This window comes from Pseudomonas sp. PGPR N4, assembly GCF_059693665.1.
Genome location: NZ_JCAUKV010000001.1, coordinates 322,347 through 340,292, shown reverse-complemented (window position 1 = coordinate 340,292; position 17,946 = coordinate 322,347). Strand labels below are relative to the sequence as shown.

The window sequence follows — 17,946 nt, the reverse complement described above, 5'->3', positions numbered from 1 at the left end:
AAATTTATTCCCGGGCGGCTGGAATAAGTTGCGCCGCGCCCCGTCGTACTCGCATCTTCACTGACCCGGATGTTGCCTATGAACACTCCCGTGCACGGCCCCGCCAAGCTTTGGCGGCTGACGGCCATTGCCGCCGGCCTGCTCGTCGCCGGCTGCGCGTTTGCCTACACCGCTGGCTGGATCGGCGGCCCCAAACTCAGCCCGCAACGCATCATCGACACCTTCGAAGCCCAGGCCGGGCACCACCCCGGGTATCGCAAGAACCACGCCAAAGGCCTTTGCGTCACCGGCTACTTCGAGAGCAGCGGGCTGGCCGCGCCGTTGTCCAGCGCGCGAGTCTTCGAGCAGGCGCGGGTGCCAGTGATCGGCCGCTTCGCCATTGGCGGCGCCAACCCGGCCACGCCTGACACCGGTGTGCCCGTGCGAAGCATGGCGTTGCAATTTGCCACCGACGACGGCCAGCTCTGGCGCACCGGCATGAACAACCCGCCGGTACTGGCAATCGGCACCCCAGAGGCGTTCTACCAACAGGTGCTGGCCATGACCCCGGATCCTGCCACCGGCAAGCCGGACCCGGCGCGTATGCAGGCGTTTTTTGCCGAGCACCCGGAAAGTGCGGCGTTTCGCCAATGGGCGGCCTCATACAAGCCCAGCGACAGCTTTGCCAGCACCCAATACCACAGCATCAACGCCTTCCGCCTGATCGACCGCCAGGGCAAAGAGCAGCCGGTGCGCTGGCAGGTCGAGCCGCAAACACCCTATAGCGCCCTCCCCGCACAGGTCAGCGACACGCTGTTCTTGCAGCACGACCTCGCCCAACGGCTGAGCCAGGGCCCACTGCGCTGGACCTTGCGCCTGGTCCTGGCCGAGCCGGGCGACCCGCTGGAAGACCCGTCCAAACCGTGGCCGGCGCAACGGCGCAGCATCGATGCCGGCACGCTGGTGATCAATGCCGTCGATGCCCCCGAGCAAGGCGCCTGCCGTGACCTCAACTTCGACCCGCTGATTCTGCCGAGCGGCATTCAGGCCACTGCCGATCCGATCCTGGCAGCACGCTCGGCGGCCTACTCGGAGTCCTTCAATCGGCGTAGCCGCGAGTCTCTCAACACTGGAGTACGGCCATGAAACCTGCTGCCTTTCACCCCTTCGCGCGGTTGCTGCACTGGCTGATGGCGGTGCTGATCCTGGCCATGCTGTTTATCGGCGTGGGCATGGTCAGCGACCTGTCGACCCGCCATCCGTTGCTGGTGGAACTGCACAAGGCAACCGGCCTGTTGCTGTTGCTGCTGGTGCTGGTACGCATCGCTGTACGCCTGACAGTTCCCCATCCACCGCTGCCGGCAGACCTGCCCGCACTACAGCGGCTAGCCGCCAAGGCCTCGCACATTGCCCTGTATGGCCTGATGCTGAGCATGCCGCTGCTGGGCTGGGCGATGCTCTCGGCCGGTGGTTATCCACGCCCCTTGCAGTTGCCGGCCATTGCCCCGCACGACCTGCAGCTGTATGCGCTGCTGCGAGGCGCACACAGCTGGGCTGGCTATCTGCTGTTTGCCACGGTGCTGGTGCATCTGGGTGCGGCATTGATGCACGCCTGGGTCCGCCGCGATGCTGTGTTCAAAAGCATGTGGCCGGGGCCGCTGCGCGACGGCAAATAAGCTGCAGCAGGCGCTGGCCGTGACTCAAGCCACCACGACCAGCGCCGTTTAGATGCGCAGCGCGTTGCTGACAAGAGTGTGTTTTAATGCGTCGCTTATTATTTTTTACACCACTCATCAGTACAGACAAGGCGGCTAATGGACACGGGGACACGACTCAAACTGGTGCGTGAACGCAACGGCCTCTCGCAACGAGAACTGGCTCGCCGCAGCGGCCTGACCAATTCGACCATCTCGCAGATCGAGCAAAACCGCGTCAGCCCCTCTGTCAGTTCCTTGAAAAAGCTGCTTGAAGGCATCCCCATGTCCCTGGCGGAGTTCTTCAGTTTCGATACCCCGGTGCGCGAAGAGCGCTTTGTCTTCCGCGGCGGCGACCAGCCCGACCTGGGCCGCAACGGCCTGCGCATGCTGCTGGTCGGTGCCAGCGTCGAAGGCCGGCAGATGCGTATGCTGCGTGAGTTGTATGCGCCTGGCGCCGATTCCGGCGAGCCGATCGTGCATGCCGAAGGCGAAGAATGCGGCCTGGTTACCCGCGGCACCATTGAGCTGTGGGTAGACGGCCAGGTCAGCGTGCTCAATGCCGGCGATGGTTACTACATTCCCACTACCCTGGCCCACAGCTTCAAGAACATCGGCCAGGACGAGGCTGAGATCATCAGCGCCAACACCCCGGCCAACTTCTGATCGACAGCATGCGCGCGCCCAGCAGCCGTGAGGTATACCAATGCCTGCGTGATGTTGCGATGGGGGTGGAGCCGTTGCAGGTCTGTGCGCGCCCGCGCCCAGACCTGATCGAAGTCAGCAGCGCCGGCTGGCAACTGAGTTTGATCATCGATCCCGAAGGCCTCGCCCACTGCGCCAGCTGCTGCAACCCGCAAGGTGTCAGCAGCAACGGTGACAGCTGGCAGCGCTACGGCACCAACCCGGTCGAGCTGCTAAGCATCTGGGAGCGCCGACAGATTGAGCTACTGCTAGGCCTGGATAGCTAGCGCAAGGCCTGTTCGACAAAGTCCAACCGGTCCTGACCAAAGAACATCTGCCCCTCGACAAAACAGGTCGGCGCGCCAAATACGCCGCGCGTAACTGCTTCCTCGGTTGCCGCTTTCAATGCCTGTTTGACCTCGACTTGCGCTGCCAGCTCGGCGAACTGCTGTGGATCGAAACCGCCAGCAGCCAACGTCTGCTCCAACACCTGCGCATCGCCCAGTGCGCGTTGCTCTGCCCAAAGTGCGTTGAACAGCAACGCAAGCAAGGCCTCAAAGCGCTCAGGTGCCTGCAATTGCATGCCCGTCACCCCGCGCATCAACCCCAGGGTATTGAGCGGAAAGCCAGCTGGCAGCCCGAATGCCACGCCATAGCGCTGCGCGAACCGCTGCAGGTCGAGCATCATGTAGCGGCCCTTGGCCGGGACCATGATTGGCGATGCGTTGCCGGTCGCCTGGAACACGCCCCCCAACAGCATCGGCCGATAGACCAGCTGCACAGCATGGCGCGCACATAGCTCGGGCAGTTGCGTCCAGGCCAGATAACTGGCTGGGCTGCCGAGGTCGAAGAAAAACTCCACGGATTTACTCATCGCTCGATCCTTTGAAGGGCAGTTTTACCAGCGTTCGATCCACGGCCGCAGGTCCAGCTCGAAGGTCCAGGCATCGCGGGGCTGGGCATGCAAAAACCAGTAACTGTCGGCAATGTGCGCAGGGTCGAGGATGCCGTCCTGGTCTTTTTGCGCATACCGTTCAGGGAAGTTGTCGCGAATGAACGCGGTGTCAATGGCCCCATCGACCACTACATGGGCAACATGGATATTACGCGGCCCCAGCTCCCGCGCCATGCTCTGCGCCAGCGCCCGCAGGCCATGCTTGGCGGTGGCGAACGCGGCAAACCCCGCCGCACCACGGGTGCCGGCGGTGGCGCCGGTGAAGATGATGCTGCCGCGCTCGCGAGTGACCATGCGCCTGGCCACTGCCTGAGCGGTCAGAAAACCAGCAAAGCAAGCCATCTCCCAGATCTTGTAGAACTTGCGCGGGGTTTCATCGAGGATGCTGCACGGCACATTGGCGCCGATATTGAACACGAAAGCTTCGATCGCGCCGATATCGCGCTCGATGGTTTCGATCAGGCTGGCGACGTCCTCCTCGCTGCGCGCATCGGAGCCAAAGCCATGCGCCCGGCCACCCTCGGCATTGATCTCGTCCAGCAACGGCTGCAGCTTGGCCGCGTCGCGACGGGTCACACAGGCGATATAACCCTCGCGGGCAAAGCGCTTGGCAATGGCCCCGCCGGTCGCATCGCCGGCACCAATCACCAGCACCACCTTGTCTTGTTCCGCCACGGCCACCTCCATTGGTGAACGATCATTTAGTAAACGAACGCTATGTTATGATCCGACCACCGTCAAGCCCGGGCGCGGAGATCATCTGGATGCGCTACTCCACTGAACACAAACTGCAGACCCGCGAAAAACTCATCGCCAGCAGTGGCGCACTGGCCAAGCGCGGCGGCTTCGCCAGCACCGGCGTGGCTGATTTGATGAAAGCTATTGGCCTCACCGGCGGCGCGTTCTACAACCACTTCCCGTGCAAGGACGACCTGTTCAGCGAGATCGTTCGCCGTGAGCTGAGTAACAGCCCCCTCGCCCGCCTGGCCGCGCGCGGCGCCGAACGCCATCATCTGGCCCGCTGCCTGGAGCAGTACCTGAGCCTGGCCCATCTGCATAACGCCGAACAAGGCTGCCCACTGCCGCCACTGGCGGTGGAGATCGCCCGCGCCGACCAAACCGTACGCCAGGAGGCAGAGCACTGGTTGGTCGTACTGCATGCAGCCTGGAGCGAGACCCTGGATGATCCTGAACTGGCCTGGGCCTTGATCAGCCAATGTGTCGGCGCGGTGGTGGTCGGGCGCATGCTGGCCAGCGAAACCGTGCAAAGCGAACTGCTGCAGGCCAGCCGCAGCCTGGTCGCCAAGGTGCTCGCTTGAGGCCTGCCCTGCTGCTGTGGCTCAGCCTGACCCTGGCCCTGGCCCGACCTGCAGCTGCCGCAGACACCTGCCCGGCGGGCCAGTATCAAGTGTGCTTGATGGGTTGTTTCTGCACCCCCTTCGACCCCGGCCAGGCTGGGCAGATCCTGCAGGATGTCGAACACATGGCCTCAAGCGGCCTGGTCTTCGCCCTGCAACAAGCTCAGGCCGACGCCACTGCACTCGGCACCGAGCCGATCCCGCTACATATCCGCGTTCAGTTAGACGCCTGGTACGACTTTGCCGTGCTCGACGCCGTGCGCTACCGGGTCGGTGACCAACAGCAGGTCAGCGCCGCCAATGCCCTGCTGCAAAACCCCGATGTGAACGCGGTGACCTTGATCGACACGGTGATCTTCCGCCATGCCAGCGATGCCGAGAACAATGTCGCGCTGTGGGCCCATGAGCTCAAGCATGTACAGCAGTATCAAGAGCTGGGCGTCAGCGAGTTCGCCCGGCGCTACACGCGCAACTACAACGAGCTGGAAGCCCCGGCCTACGCGATCGAGGCCGAGGTGGCGGCTGCCTTGCGTAAAAAACAGTCTGGGCAGGCGCACTGATTGCATCAGCCCCTTACCGCCTGAAAGGGCTCCGGGCCAGCGCCGCTACCAGTCGTAGCTCAGGCTGGCAATCACGTTGCGCCGGTTGCCGTAAAGCACCGAGTCTTCGTAAAAGCCCGGCTGGAAGTAGTGCTTGTCGAACAGGTTGCTGGCCGTAACCGACACCCTCATACCGTCCAGCCCGTTACCCGCCAGGTCGTAACGCAAGGTGAAGTCGGTCAGCAGGTAATGGGGCGTCTTCGCGGTGTGCTGCACGTTATATGACGAGCCAACATAGCGCTGTCCAAGCCCCATACCTACGCCTTTGAGCGCACCGTCTGCGATCGTGTAGTCGAGCCAGAGGCTGGCGGTATTGCGCGCAGTCGCCCGCGGCGCGTTGCCCTCGAACCTGTTGTCCTGGGTGATCTCGGCATCCAGGTAAGCGTAGGACGCCAGCACGTTCAGCTCATGGCTGAGGCTGGCCTTGCCTTCCAGCTCGATGCCACGTGAACGCACTTCGCCGCTCTGCACCGAGAAACCGGGATTGACCGGATCGGTGGTGGAGACATTCGTCTGCACCAGATCAAACGCCGAAACGGTGATGAAAGCGTCATAACCGGGCGGCTGGTACTTAACGCCAACCTCGTACTGGCGGCCTTCAGTCGGCTCGAACAGCGTGCCGTCACGGTAGGCTTCCGGGTTGGGCTGAAACGAAGTGCTGTAGCTGGCATAGGGTGCGATGCCATTGTCGAACAGGTAGGCAAGGCCCACGCGGCCGGTGAATTTGCGGTCACGCTGCACGGTATCAACCTGCTCTGTACCGAAGTACAAGCCCTCCTCCCAGGCGGTGGACCAATCCTGACGGCCACCCAGGGTCAGCGCCCAGCGGTCGAGCTTGATCTGATCCTGCAGGTACAGCCCGACCTGTTGCAAACGGGTGTCGGTAGAGCGCTGCAAAGGGTCGTACCAGATGGCCCCACCACCGTAGACCGGGCGATACAGATCGATCATCTCGACCTCAGGATCGGGGTCGCCGTTACGGCGCGTTTCGCGTGCCTTGTAGTGCGAATAATCCAGACCGGCCAGCAACATGTGCTGCAACGGACCCGTGTCGACCAGCCCCTGCAGATGATTGTCAATGAGGAAGGTATCGCTGTTTTTGGGCCGCAGTTGCAAACCGATGTCCTGGGTACGGCCGTCGGCGTTGAGTACCACATCAGGACCACTGGACAGGTAACCAACATTGGAATGCATGTAGCGCAGGTTTTGCTGCAGCTTCCAGCCATTGTCGAACTGATGCTCGTACTGCACGCCGATGACCGTGTTTTCGCTGTGGTAATAGCTGCCCTTCCAGCCCAGGTCGGTGTCTGAATCAATATGGCCATAGGGGCTTTTGCGCACGGTACCAATCAACGGAAAACTCTGCTCCGAGCCACCCGTACGGCTCTTGCTGTAACTGCCAAGCAGCGTCAGCGTATTGGCATCGTCGGGTTTCCAGGTGAGGGACGGCGCTACATAAGTGCGGTCATCAGGGGCGTGCCTGACCTGGGTGTCGCTCTCGCGCTGTAGCAGGACCAGCCGACCGAACAGGGTGCCGTCGTTATCGAGCTGATCACCGACATCAAGACCCAGCTGGCGCCGGTCGAAGCTGCCGTACTGCACTTCGAGATGACGAATCGGCGTTTCCTGCGGGCGTTTACTGGTCATGTTGACCACCCCACCCGGCGCCATCTGCCCGAACAGCACCGAAGCGGGACCTTTGACCACATCGACTCGCTCCAGGCCAAAGGTTTCAAAGTTGGTGTCGTACTGGTTGAAGCCGGTGCGCAGGCCATCCTGATACAGACCGAACAGGTTGAAGGCACGAAAACCGCGCAGGAAGATATCCGGGGCGCCTTGCCCGCCTGCGTAGTCCAACGCGCGAATCCCGGGGGTATAGGCCACAGCGGCATTGAAATCCTGTACACCACGCTGGTCCATTTCATCGCGGGTAATCACCGAAATGCTTTGCGGGATTTCATTGATTGGCGTGTCGGTCTTGGTGCCGACCGTGGTGCGTTTGGCCACATAACCCGGCACTGGTCCGTCGCCAATGGTGCTGCTGAAGCGGGTGTCGACGACCTGCGTGGCGTCGAGTTCCAGCGCTGCGTCCGTTTGGAGGATCGGCGCCAGTACGTACACGCCGTTGCCGTGATCAACCGCCCGCAAACCGCTACCGGCCAGTACGCGTAAAAAGCCCGCCTGCAGCGCAAATTCACCTTGCAGGCCGGCACTCTGGCGTCCCTCTACCAGCGCCGGTTCGATGGCGAGATTGATGCCCGAACGTGCGGCAAAGCTCGACAGCACCTGGCCCAGCGGCCCTGGCGAGATGGTGTAGTGCAGGTTGCTGGCGGCAAACAACGAGGGACTGGCGCTAAGGCTCACAGCCAGAGCTGTGACCTGCACGGCGCAGGCAATTGGTGAGCAACGAAATGACAAAGGCATGCAGACTCCGAATCGAAAAGATCTGTGTGCCTGGAGGACACGCGAGCGCTGGCAAAGCGGACAGGCGCTGCAGACTTTTTTTCAGACGGTTCGCGCCTGCAAACTCACCCAATACCGCGTGCGATACACCACCTGCACTGGCAGCGCCCGGGACACTGCGCTGAGGATCAGGTCGGTGTCGCGCAACAGGAACGCGCCGCTGATCAGCAATTGCCCGACCTGTGCATCGCATCGCACCCAGCCGGCTCGGTAGCGGTTCAGTTCTTCGACGAAAAGGTTGAGGGGCATCCGCTCGACGCGCAGCACACCGCTGGCCCACTCGCCAGCGCCGGTAAGCAATGGCGCTGGGCTCGACACCTGACGGCGGTCGAAATGGGCGCTCTGCCCAGCGCTCAGGTGTAAGTCGCTGCCGCCCTGCACAGGCTGAATGGCGACGGCGCCGGCGAACACGCTGACCTGGCTGTCGTTGCCCTCCTGACGCACGCTGAAGCGCGTGCCCAGTGCACGGATGATGCCTTGCTCGGTCTGCACCGATAGCGGTCGGCTCAGGCTGTCCGGGTGGGTGATAACGAGGATCTCCCCGCCACGCAAGCGCAGCAGCCGCTGGCTGGCATCGAAAACGATGTCCACGCCAGTTTGGGTATTGAGGGCCAGGCGCGTACCGTCGATCAGGGTCAGCTCGCGTTGCTCGCCAATCGCTGTACGTTCATCGGCCAGCCAATCGGTCTGCCGCCAGGCCACCAGCGCAGCAGGAGCGGTGGTCATCAGCACCATCAGCGCCTTGAGGCCAGCACGACGGCTGAGCCCATCGGCTCGTTCCAGGGTGGGTAACGCGACGCCCTCGGGAACGCCTTGCCACTGCTCACTTACCCGCTGCGCCAACTGCCAGGCGCGCGCGTGGTCCGGGTGCTGATCGCGCCAGCGCTCGAATCGGAGTTGTAGTGCAGGACTATGCTCGGCGCCGTTCAAGCGTATGTACCAGCGCGCGGCCTCGCGAACGATGTGTCGCTCCAACGGCCGTTCGCTCACCGCTCATCGGCCATGGCGAGCAGCATGCAATGCTCCATCGCCTGGGTCAGATAACGCCGCACGCTGCGCACCGTTACCCCCAGTGCCATGGCAATTTGCGCATGGCTGTGGCCTTCGAGCTGCGACAGCAGAAACGCCCGGCGCACCACCGAAGGCAGGCCGTGCAGCAGCGAATCTATCAGTTGCAGGGCTTCCTGGATCAGATACTGCTCTTCGGCCGACGCAGCCCACTGCTCAGGCATCTGTTGCAGGGTATGCAACCAGGCTTGCTCAACCGAGCGGCGACGGTACAGGTTGAGCATCAAACGGCGCGCAACAGTGGCCAGGTAAGCACGCGGCTGGCGCAGGTCGGATGCGCGGGGCGCAACTGCGGGGCGAAACAACCGCAGGAAGGTGTCCTGAGTAAGGTCGGCGGCATCGCTACGACAGCCCATCCGCTGCCACAGCCAGCGCTTGAGCCAGGCGTGGTGCTCGACATACAGGCCGTGGATGTCGCCATGGGCGGATAAGTCGCGGGAAGAAGCCGAGCCCATAACGCTGGAGTCCTGTGAGCGATGCAATCGCATTTGAGAATTGATCGCACTATACCGGGACGGCCTTGACAGGGCAATTACCCTGCTATGACCCAGGGTTACTGCATCGCTACAGAGTCTGAAACCTTTTGATGATCAAGAAAACTCGCGATCCGCGGTGCTGCCGCTGCCGGATCTTCCTGCATGAAACAATGCCCTCCCGCCACCGCCTGGCTGCTCACCTGCGGATTGAGCGCAGCCAGCCGCTGCACCGACGCCACTACAAACGGGTACGTCTGCTCACCATAGAGAATGCACGTAGGCGTGCTGATCCTGGCCAGATTCGACCACAACCGCTGCGGCGACGAACTGAAAATATCGACCTCACGCGCAGGCCGGCATTTGAGCACCACCCCCTCGCCGCAATCACCGATCGCATGCTCGACATAGGCCCGCAGCGCAGAGTCGTGCCAGCCTTTGAAAATCCCCCTGCCCTGCAACGCAGCGAAAGCCGCCTCGCGGTCAGGCCAGTGGCTGCGCCGGGTGGCCGCCTTGCGCGCCAGGCCATGACTGCGGTGCAGGGCAAACAGCCGGGCAGCGCCCATGGTGACGAGCATGCGCTGGCTGAAGATAACCGGGTCGAGCAGCACGGCGCGCTCGAACAATTGCGGATAATTAGCCACGATCAGCCCAGTCAGCACGCCACCAAAGCTGTGCCCCAGCGCGTAGCATGGCACCGCGCCGTACTCGCCTCGGCCAGCCTCGAAGGCTTCGACCGCCAACTCAGCCGAGCGGTTCCAGCCGCGAAACACCCCACCATGGTCACTGTCGCCGTGGCCCTGCACATCGCTCAGCCACAGGTCGAAGTGATCACCCAGGCGCATCAGCAGGGGTTGATAGGTCAGGCTGCAAAAGCCATTGCCATGCAGAAAGTGTAACAACGGCTTGCCGCTGGCCGGCGTGCGCCAGCCGCGCAGGGTAAAGCCTTCGGAGCAGTCGTGAGACCAGGGGATCAATTGCATCGCTTGGCTGTACTCGCCGGTTCAGGAAAACGCCGATTGTACAAACAGCAGCGGGTAAAGCGATATCACCAGCAGCACGGCCATCAGGACATTGAACAGCATTAGCCAGCGCGGATTCTGCAGCAGGTTGCGCAAGGCACTGCCGAACATTACCCAGATCCCAACGCTAGGCAGGTTGACCAGGGCGAATACGGCAGCAATCACGATCACGTTGACCACGTAGCCTTGCGCTGGGGTGTAGGTGGTAATGGCGCCAACAGCCATGACCCAGGCTTTCGGGTTGACCCACTGAAACGCCGCAGCGCCGAGAAAGGTCATCGGTTTGGCCGTGCTTTTGCCGTTGGCGGAGATCGGCCCGGAGGTAGCGATCTTGTACGCCAGGTACAGCAGATAGGCAGCGCCGACATAGCGCAATACCGTGTACAGCACAGGCCAGGCCTTGAACACTTCACCCAGACCAAAGCCCACTCCCAGCACCATCAGCATGAAGCCGATACTGACCCCCAGCGCGTGGGGAATGGTCCGCAGCGCGCCGAAGTTGACCCCTGAGGCCAGCAACATGGTGTTGTTGGGCCCCGGAGTGATGGAGGATACGAAGGCGAACAGTACGAACGCCATCAGCAGGTCGAAGGAGGCAAACATGAGCAAGTGTCCCGAGCGGGTAGATGTTGTGCGCCCACAGTAGCCCAGCGCCCTCGCCCGCCCACCTATACAGTTAGCCTCAAATAAGCAGATACACATTTTGTACTGCTGCGGGATAGATCACGGTCGCCGCCACACTGCCGGCGCAATTTGCACCTGCCTGGGCAGCAAGCGGTTGTCGAAAAACAACTGTGCCGTGCGCTGCTGCGCGGCGATGATTTCGTCACTGACAGCAAGCACTGGCGACGCCGGACGATGGCTGAAACTGCGCCGCACGACCTCTTCGGGCATGCCCATGAAGTCCGCCAATGTGCGGATACTGCCGGCCTCGTCACTGCGGGTCAGCGCCTCGGCCTGGCTTATCTGCTCAAGCAACTGGCCGACGAATTCGGGGTTGGCTTCGACATAGCCCCGCGCGCCGAGCATGAACGGGCCGATCAGGCCCAAGCCCTGCCCGTCCGCCAGTACCCGCGCCTTGCCTTCGACGTCGATAGCCGAATAGAACGGGTCCCAGATCGCCCAGGCATCGACACTGCCGCGCTCGAACGCCGCGCGGGCATCGGCCGGGGCCAGGTACACCGGTTGCACGTCGCGGATGCTCAAGCCGGCCTTGGCCAGGCTGCGCAACAGCAGGTTGTGCGCGCTGGAGCCTTTCTGCAGGGCGATGCGCTTGCCCTTGAGCTCGGCAACGCTGGCCAGCGTGCTGGCTTTGGGCACCAGGATCACTTCGGCTTGCGGTTTGGCCGGCTCGGCGCCGATGTAGAGCAGATCGGCACCGGCCGCCTGGGCGAAGATCGGTGGGATATCGCCGGTCGAGCCGATATCCAGGCTGCCGATGTTGAGCGCCTCGAGCATCTGCGGCCCGGCCGGAAACTCGATCCATTGCACCTTGGTATTGGCAAAGCGCTGCTCGAGCAAACCGTGCTGTTTGGCCAGCACCAGGCTGATCGAGCCCTTCTGGTAGCCGATGCGCAAACTGGCCGGATCTGCCGCTTGCACAGTCCCCGCGAGGGCCAACAGCAGTGCTGCGGCCAGGCGAACAATAGTCATGGCTTACTCCTTCCAGTCGGTCGAGGGTTTTTCCCAGAGGTTGATCCCGCCTTCCACGGCGAACTGGTCGATCTCGGCCAGCTCCTCGGCGCTGAACGCGAGGTTGTCCAGAGCCGCGACGTTCTCGATGATCTGCTCGGGCCGGCTGGCGCCGATCAGGGCCGAACTCACGCGTGGATCGCGCAGGGTCCAGGCCAGTGCCAGTTGCGCCAGGCTCTGGCCACGCCGGTGGGCGATCTCGTTGAGCGCCTGGGCGCGAGCGATATTGGCTTCGGACAAATGCTCGGCGCGCAGCGAGCTGCCGCCGGCACGGTTGACCCGCGCATCAGTCGGCACGCCCTGCAGATACTTGTCGGTGAGCAGCCCCTGGGCCAGCGCAGTGAACACGATGACCCCGGCGCCGACCTCTGCGGTGGTGTCGAGCAGGTCCTGTTCGATCCAGCGGTTGAACAGATTGTACGAGGGCTGATGGATCAGCAGCGGCACATTCAGCGCTTGCAGCAATGCTGCGATCTCGCGGGTTTTGCCCGCCGAATAGGACGAGATACCGATGTACAGCGCCTTGCCCTGGCGGACGATATCGGCCAGGGCAATCGCGGTTTCTTCCAGCGGCGTGTCGGCGTCGAAACGATGCGAATAGAAGATATCGACGTAGTCCAGACCCAGCCGCGTCAGGCTCTGATCGAGGCTGGAGATCAGGTACTTACGCGAGCTGCCGCCCTGCCCGTAGGGCCCAGGCCACATGTCCCAGCCAGCCTTGCTGGAGATGATCAGCTCATCGCGATGGGCGCGCAGGTCTTCGCGCAGCAAGCGGCCAAAGTTGCTTTCGGCGCTGCCGTACGGCGGGCCGTAGTTGTTGGCCAGGTCGAAGTGATTGATGCCAGCATCGAACGCCGCGCGCAGCAGCGCGCGCTGGGTGTCGATCGGCGTGGCATCGCCAAAGTTGTGCCACAGGCCCAGTGACAACGCCGGCAGGACCAGACCAGTGCGGCCGACGCGGCGGTACGGCATGCGCGCATAGCGCTCGGGGTGGGCGGTGTAGCTCATGGTTGACCTCGTTTGGCAAAGAAGGGATTGGCCGGCACTTGCAGGCCCAGATGCTCACGCAGGGTGCGCCCCTGGTATTCACGGCGGAACAGCCCACGGCGCTGCAGCTCGGGCACGACCCAGCGGGCGACGTCTTCCAGGCCCTGCGGCAAGTGCGGCACCAGCACGTTGAAACCGTCGGCGGCGGCGCCTTCGAACCAGGCCTGCAGCTCGTCGGCGATCTGCGTCGGCGTGCCGATCAGGCTGTAGTGGCCGCGGCCACCGGCGATGCGCTGGCCAAGCTGGGCCAGGGTCAGCTGTTCGCTGCCGGCCAGCTCGGTGAGCAACTGCTGGCGGCTTCGCTGGCCGTCCTCAGTCGGTGGCAGCTCCGGCAACGGGCCGTCCAGCGGGTAGCCGGACAGGTCGAAGTTACCGAGCATGCGCCCGAGCAAGGCCACGCCTACCCGTGGGTCGACCAGCGCCTGAAACTGCTCGGCCTTGTCCTGCGCCTCGGCCTCGCTCTGCCCCACCACGATGAACACGCCGGGCATGATCTTCAGCGCATCCGGCTCGCGCCCGTAGCGCGCCAAGCGGCCCTTGAGGTCGGCATAGAACGCTTGCGCCCGGGCCAGTGAAGGCTGCGCGGTAAACACCACTTCGGCAGTTTCGGCCGCCAGCTCGCGTCCGGCCTCGGACGAGCCGGCCTGCACCAGCACCGGCCTGCCCTGGGGCGTGCGAGCGACATTGAGCGGGCCTTTGACGCGAAAGTGCTCGCCAACATGTTCAAGGGCACGCACGCCATCGGCGTGATGGAACACGCCACTGGCCTTGTCGCGGACAAACGCATCATCCGCCCAGCTGTCCCACAGCCCCTGCACCACCTGCTGAAACTCGCGAGCGCGGGCATAGCGTTCGCCATGCGGGATATGCGCGCTGCGGCCAAAATTGCCAGCCTCGGCGGCGGCATCCGAGGTTACCAGGTTCCAGCCTGCGCGGCCGGCGGACAAGTGATCGAGCGAGGCGAACTTGCGCGCCACATGGTACGGCTCGTTGTAGCTGGTGGTAGCCGTGGCGATCAGGCCGATGCGCTCGGTCACTGCGCTGAGTGCTGACAGCAATGTCAGTGGCTCGAAGTACACCGAGCGTGCGCTGTGGCTGGCTAGGGCATCACTCGGCGCGGCCACGCTGTCGGCGACGAACAGTGCGTCGAAGCAGGCCGCCTCGGCAGCCTGAGCTACGCGCCGGTAGATGGCGAAGTCCAGCGGATCAGCCGGCACGTCTGGATGACGCCAGGCGGCGACGTGGTGCCCGGTGGCCATGATGAAGGCGCCGAGGCTGAGTTGACGGGGTGCTGTACTCATCGGAGTTACTCGCTGATCGGTGTAAAGAGGCGGCCACAGGACTGGCCGCTCGGTTAGAAGTCCTTGCGCAGTTGCACGCCGAAGTAGCGGCCGTCATCGCGCGGCACCGAGCGATAGATATAGTCGCCGCCGCTGGAGAGCATCTGTGCGTAAGACTTGTCGCCAAGGTTCTTGCCCAGCAGTGCGACCCGCCAGCCCTCGTTGTAATCGGCCAGGGCAACACTGGCGTTCCAGATGCCGTAGGCACCCTGTACGGTGTCGGGGTTCTGGTCGAGGCTGAACTGCACCGAGTCCTGCCAGCTGTAGTCACTGGCCAACTCGATATCCAGGCCGTTGTCCAGCGGGATCACATAGTCGGCGCGCAGGTAGGTCTTCCAGTCCGGGGTGAACGGAAGGCGGCCGCCGTCGATGTCGCAGCTGGCAGCCGCGCCCGCTGGGCAGTTGAAGTGGTCGACGCGAGCTTTGGTGTAGGCCGCTGCGGCAGACAGTTTCAGCTGCGAGGTGACCTGGAAGCTGGCATCCAGCTCGACGCCCTGGGTCTTGACCTTGCCGGCGTTGACCAGGCGGGTGACCACCTGGTTGGCCACGGTGTCGAAGAAGTTGGCCTGGTAGTCGTCGTAGTCGGTATGGAACAGCGCCAGGTTGGCCACCAGGCGGTTGTCCAGCGCAGTGCTCTTGAGGCCGATCTCGTAAGCGTCGGAGGTTTCTGGCTTGAGTGCACCGGTATCGCGCGGCTGCATGTTGAAGAACACGTTGTAGGCCGGCCCCTTGTAACCACGTGAATAGGTCACGTAGCCGGTCAGGTTGTCGTTGAAGTCATATTGCAGGCCAGTGCGGCCGCTCCAGCCGTCTTCATCGACCGAGCCCTGACTGGCAGTCGAGGGCTGGATGCCGGTCACCGAGGTCGGCGAGGTGGACACCCGACGGTGATCGTATTCGAGGTCATCGTGGGTCCAGCGCAGGCCGAAGATGGCCCGCAAATCATCGGTGAAGTTGAAGGTGTTTTCACCGAACAGGGCAACGCTGTCATTGGTCGTCGAATAGTCGGCGCGGCCACTGTTGGCTACGCCGCCGTTGACCGAAAGCCGCTGGTAGGTTTCCCGCGAGGTGCCATGCATGTAGAACGCGCCCAGTACGTACTCGTTGAACTGGCCCTTGGGCGAGGTCAGGCGAAACTCCTGGCTGTACTGGTCGTAGTCGACAGTGCCTTTGTCATGGGAGGCGGTCAGCGGCAACAGCGCACGGCGGTCACCGTCCTGATACTGGGTGTTGTCCCAACCGCGCCAGGCGCTGATCGAGGTCAGGGTGTAATCCCCCAGTTGCCAGTCAAGCTGGGCCGAGAAGCCCTGGTTTTCGTCCTCGACGTGGGTCTTGAAATCACTGCTGATGTCGCGGTTGTGTGCGCTCGGCCGGACCGCGCCCAGCTGGTTGCGAAAGGCCGTGCTGGCCTGGGTGACGACGCCACTGGGCAAGGTGTCCTCACCCTTCATGTAGTCGCCGATCAGGGTCAGGCGCAGCTCATCGCTGGGTTCGAATTCAAGCTTGCCGCGCAGGCCTTTGCGCTCATAGCCATTTACATCATGGCCGTTGGCGAGATTCTCCACGTTGCCGTCATAGTCGCCCCACAGCGTGCTCAACGAACCTTTGAGCTGCTCGTTCAAGCGGCCACCGAGGCCAAAGCGCAGGCGGTTTTCGTCGCCACCGCCAAAGTGCGAATAGTCGACATAGCCTTGGGTCTGCTCGGGGATAGCTTTGCTGACCACGTTGAGCACGCCCGCGGAGGCGTTTTTGCCGAACAGCGTGCCCTGCGGGCCGCGCAGCACTTCGATGCGTTCCAGATCAAGCAGATCGAGGGTGGATTGGCCTGGTCGGCCAAACACCACGCCGTCGACCACAGTAGCTACGGTCGGCTCGACGCCTGGTGAGGTCGAGATAGTGCCGACGCCACGGATGAACAGCGAGGTGTCCTTGTTCGACGCACCCGCACGGTAGTTGAGGGTAGGCACCTGCTGGACGATGCTGGCGACGCTGTTGCGGTTATCGCGTTCGAGCTGCTCGCCCTGCACCACCGAGACCGCAACCGGCACTTCCTGCAGGCTGGCCTCGCGGCGTGTAGCGGTCACGGTGACGGCGCTCAGCGCAGTGGCCTGCGGGTTCTGCTGGTCGTTATCAGCAGCCTGTGCCGACTGACCGATGGCAGCCAGCAACACGGCTGTGGCGAGAGGCGAACGTACGGGGAAACGGCTGGCGCGCGCAACGGCGCCTCGGATCTGATGTGTGTGCATGATGCTTACTGCCCTGAAAGACCAGACTGAATTGAAGTGCTGTCGATGTCTGGTCTCGCTCGTGCGAGTGGCAGTCGGTGGCCAACAGCAGCGCTGTGTTAGCGCTAACATGGACCGAGTATCCAAGCCCGCCGCTTAGCAGGTCAAATACTTAAAAAAACTTTTGTTATTCCATAAAGCTATTTGCGTAGCATGCCTGGGTTAGCGCTAACATCGGCGCTCATTCATTCGAGATGCCCCTGTGAGCCAGCTCAAGGACACCCCTCGTAAGCGCCGCGGCGCGGGCCGCGTCACCCTCGCCCAAGTGGCGCGCGAGGCCGGCGTGTCATCGATCAGCGTGTCTCGCTACTTCAATCAACCCGAGCAGGTTTCGCCGCCCCTGCGTGAGCGCATCAAAGTCGTGGTCGAAGCCTTGGGCTATGTGCCCAATCTGGTGGCCGGCGGGCTGGCTTCGGCACGCGGGCGTATCGTCGGTATGGTCATCCCAAACATCTCCGGGCCAATCTTTGCCCAGACCATCCAGGCCTTCAGCGACACCCTGAGCAAGCACGGTTATCAGTTGCTGCTGGCGTCGAGCTATTTCAGCGAAGAACAGGAAGAAAGCGCAGTGCGCGCGTTTCTCGGTTGGTCGCCGGCGGCACTGGTGGTCACCAGCCAGTTTCACAGCCCGGCCACCGAGAAGATGCTGGCAGAGGCCGATGTACCGGTCGTGGAAATCTGGGACTACTGCCCCGAGCGGGAGCCACTGCAGGTAGGTTTTCTGCACTTCGAGGTCGGCGTGCAGGCCTGCCGCTATCTGCTCGACAAGGGCCACCGGCGCATCGCCTTCGTGCAGAACAGCGCGGCCGGCGACTTCAGTGCGCTGCAACGGCGCGATGGTTATGCGCAAACCTTGCGCGATGCCGGGCTGGAGCCGTGGTTCTTCGTGCCGACGGCGGACAGCGCTCCGTTCGAGGCGGGCAAGCAGGCGATGCAGGCCTTGATCCGCCGCGAGCCGCGCCCGGATGCGATCATCTTTGCCAACGACAACCTGGCCGCCGGCGCCGTGCTCGCCGGCCAGCGCGCCGGCCTGAAGCTGCCCGAAGAGATGGCCATAATGGGCTTTGGTGACTACGCCTTCGCTGACATGCTGCTGCCAAGCCTGACCACCCTGCGCCCGCCCTCGCGGGAGATCGGCGAGATCGCCGCGCTGCGCGTGCTGCAGCACCTGGGAGCAATCGCCGTGAATGGCGATGTGCAGCGGCTGAACCTGTTGCACTGCGAGCTGATCGCGCGCGAAAGTGCCTGACATCCCGCATAAAGCGCTCGCAATCAGCCCTGCCAACG

General features: G+C 63.1%; 18 protein-coding genes. 7 read left to right on the top strand and 11 right to left on the bottom strand.

The window, feature by feature from the left end; all coding sequences use genetic code 11:
• Positions 1-72 precede the first annotated feature (72 nt).
• From AC58X1_RS01415 to AC58X1_RS01400, 4 genes are all read left to right on the top strand, one after another.
• Complete coding sequence (locus AC58X1_RS01415) at positions 73-1,125, top strand: catalase family peroxidase (protein WP_101322997.1); 1,053 nt, start codon at positions 73-75, stop codon at positions 1,123-1,125.
• On the top strand, positions 1,122-1,655 hold the full coding sequence (locus AC58X1_RS01410) for a cytochrome b (protein ID WP_101318820.1): 534 nt from the start codon (positions 1,122-1,124) through the stop codon (positions 1,653-1,655). The genes AC58X1_RS01415 and AC58X1_RS01410 overlap by 4 nt, the downstream gene beginning before the upstream one ends.
• A gap of 138 nt (positions 1,656-1,793) precedes the next feature.
• Positions 1,794-2,339 (top strand): cupin domain-containing protein, encoded by a 546-nt coding sequence (locus AC58X1_RS01405; protein ID WP_101318818.1) that lies wholly within the window; start codon positions 1,794-1,796, stop codon positions 2,337-2,339.
• Between the two features lie 8 nt (positions 2,340-2,347).
• Entirely contained in the window at positions 2,348-2,644 is a 297-nt protein-coding gene (locus tag AC58X1_RS01400) for a DUF7693 family protein (protein WP_178080760.1), read from the top strand.
• Here AC58X1_RS01400 and AC58X1_RS01395 read toward each other — a convergent pair.
• The gene (locus AC58X1_RS01395) at positions 2,641-3,231 is read right to left on the bottom strand and encodes a 2-hydroxychromene-2-carboxylate isomerase (RefSeq protein WP_497428161.1); all 591 of its coding nucleotides are present in this window, start codon (positions 3,229-3,231) and stop codon (positions 2,641-2,643) included. The two genes, AC58X1_RS01400 and AC58X1_RS01395, sit on opposite strands and share 4 nt — an antisense overlap.
• A 24-nt stretch (positions 3,232-3,255) precedes the next feature.
• Positions 3,256-3,987: an SDR family oxidoreductase gene (locus tag AC58X1_RS01390; RefSeq protein WP_188035796.1), complete on the bottom strand. Its 732-nt coding sequence runs from the start codon at positions 3,985-3,987 to the stop codon at positions 3,256-3,258.
• An 89-nt stretch (positions 3,988-4,076) separates the two neighbouring features.
• Here AC58X1_RS01390 and AC58X1_RS01385 point away from each other — a divergent pair, with 89 nt between their 5' ends.
• Positions 4,077-4,631, top strand: a complete 555-nt coding sequence (locus tag AC58X1_RS01385; protein ID WP_150569460.1) for a TetR/AcrR family transcriptional regulator — start codon at positions 4,077-4,079, stop codon at positions 4,629-4,631.
• Positions 4,628-5,230, top strand: coding sequence for an eCIS core domain-containing protein (locus tag AC58X1_RS01380; protein ID WP_409035081.1), 603 nt, complete (start codon positions 4,628-4,630; stop codon positions 5,228-5,230). The genes AC58X1_RS01385 and AC58X1_RS01380 overlap by 4 nt, the downstream gene beginning before the upstream one ends.
• Before the next feature lie 45 nt (positions 5,231-5,275).
• Here the strand turns inward: AC58X1_RS01380 and AC58X1_RS01375 are convergent, their stop codons facing one another.
• The 9 genes from AC58X1_RS01375 to AC58X1_RS01335 form a co-directional block, all read right to left on the bottom strand.
• A complete protein-coding gene (locus tag AC58X1_RS01375) occupies positions 5,276-7,693 on the bottom strand; it encodes a TonB-dependent siderophore receptor (RefSeq protein ID WP_497428160.1) in 2,418 nt (805 codons plus the stop codon).
• A gap of 81 nt (positions 7,694-7,774) precedes the next feature.
• Positions 7,775-8,707: a FecR domain-containing protein gene (locus tag AC58X1_RS01370; protein WP_497428159.1), complete on the bottom strand. Its 933-nt coding sequence runs from the start codon at positions 8,705-8,707 to the stop codon at positions 7,775-7,777.
• 11 nt (positions 8,708-8,718) lie between these two features.
• Entirely contained in the window at positions 8,719-9,255 is a 537-nt protein-coding gene (locus tag AC58X1_RS01365; protein WP_101318804.1) for a sigma-70 family RNA polymerase sigma factor, read from the bottom strand.
• A gap of 98 nt (positions 9,256-9,353) precedes the next feature.
• The gene (locus tag AC58X1_RS01360; RefSeq protein WP_497428158.1) at positions 9,354-10,256 is read right to left on the bottom strand and encodes an alpha/beta fold hydrolase; all 903 of its coding nucleotides are present in this window, start codon (positions 10,254-10,256) and stop codon (positions 9,354-9,356) included.
• A gap of 21 nt (positions 10,257-10,277) precedes the next feature.
• Entirely contained in the window at positions 10,278-10,898 is a 621-nt protein-coding gene (locus tag AC58X1_RS01355) for a LysE family translocator (RefSeq protein WP_103437089.1), read from the bottom strand.
• Positions 10,899-11,018: 120 nt separating this feature from the next.
• Positions 11,019-11,948, bottom strand: coding sequence for an aliphatic sulfonate ABC transporter substrate-binding protein (locus tag AC58X1_RS01350; RefSeq protein WP_150571880.1), 930 nt, complete (start codon positions 11,946-11,948; stop codon positions 11,019-11,021).
• A gap of 3 nt (positions 11,949-11,951) precedes the next feature.
• Positions 11,952-12,995: an L-glyceraldehyde 3-phosphate reductase gene (gene mgrA, locus AC58X1_RS01345; protein WP_497428157.1), complete on the bottom strand. Its 1,044-nt coding sequence runs from the start codon at positions 12,993-12,995 to the stop codon at positions 11,952-11,954.
• Positions 12,992-14,335, bottom strand: a complete 1,344-nt coding sequence (locus AC58X1_RS01340) for an LLM class flavin-dependent oxidoreductase (protein ID WP_220633465.1) — start codon at positions 14,333-14,335, stop codon at positions 12,992-12,994. The genes mgrA and AC58X1_RS01340 overlap by 4 nt, the downstream gene beginning before the upstream one ends.
• 53 nt (positions 14,336-14,388) lie before the next feature.
• Entirely contained in the window at positions 14,389-16,620 is a 2,232-nt protein-coding gene (locus tag AC58X1_RS01335; RefSeq protein ID WP_497428156.1) for a TonB-dependent receptor, read from the bottom strand.
• Positions 16,621-16,861: 241 nt separating this feature from the next.
• Here AC58X1_RS01335 and AC58X1_RS01330 point away from each other — a divergent pair, with 241 nt between their 5' ends.
• Positions 16,862-17,908 (top strand): LacI family DNA-binding transcriptional regulator, encoded by a 1,047-nt coding sequence (locus AC58X1_RS01330; protein ID WP_497428155.1) that lies wholly within the window; start codon positions 16,862-16,864, stop codon positions 17,906-17,908.
• Positions 17,909-17,946 lie beyond the last annotated feature (38 nt).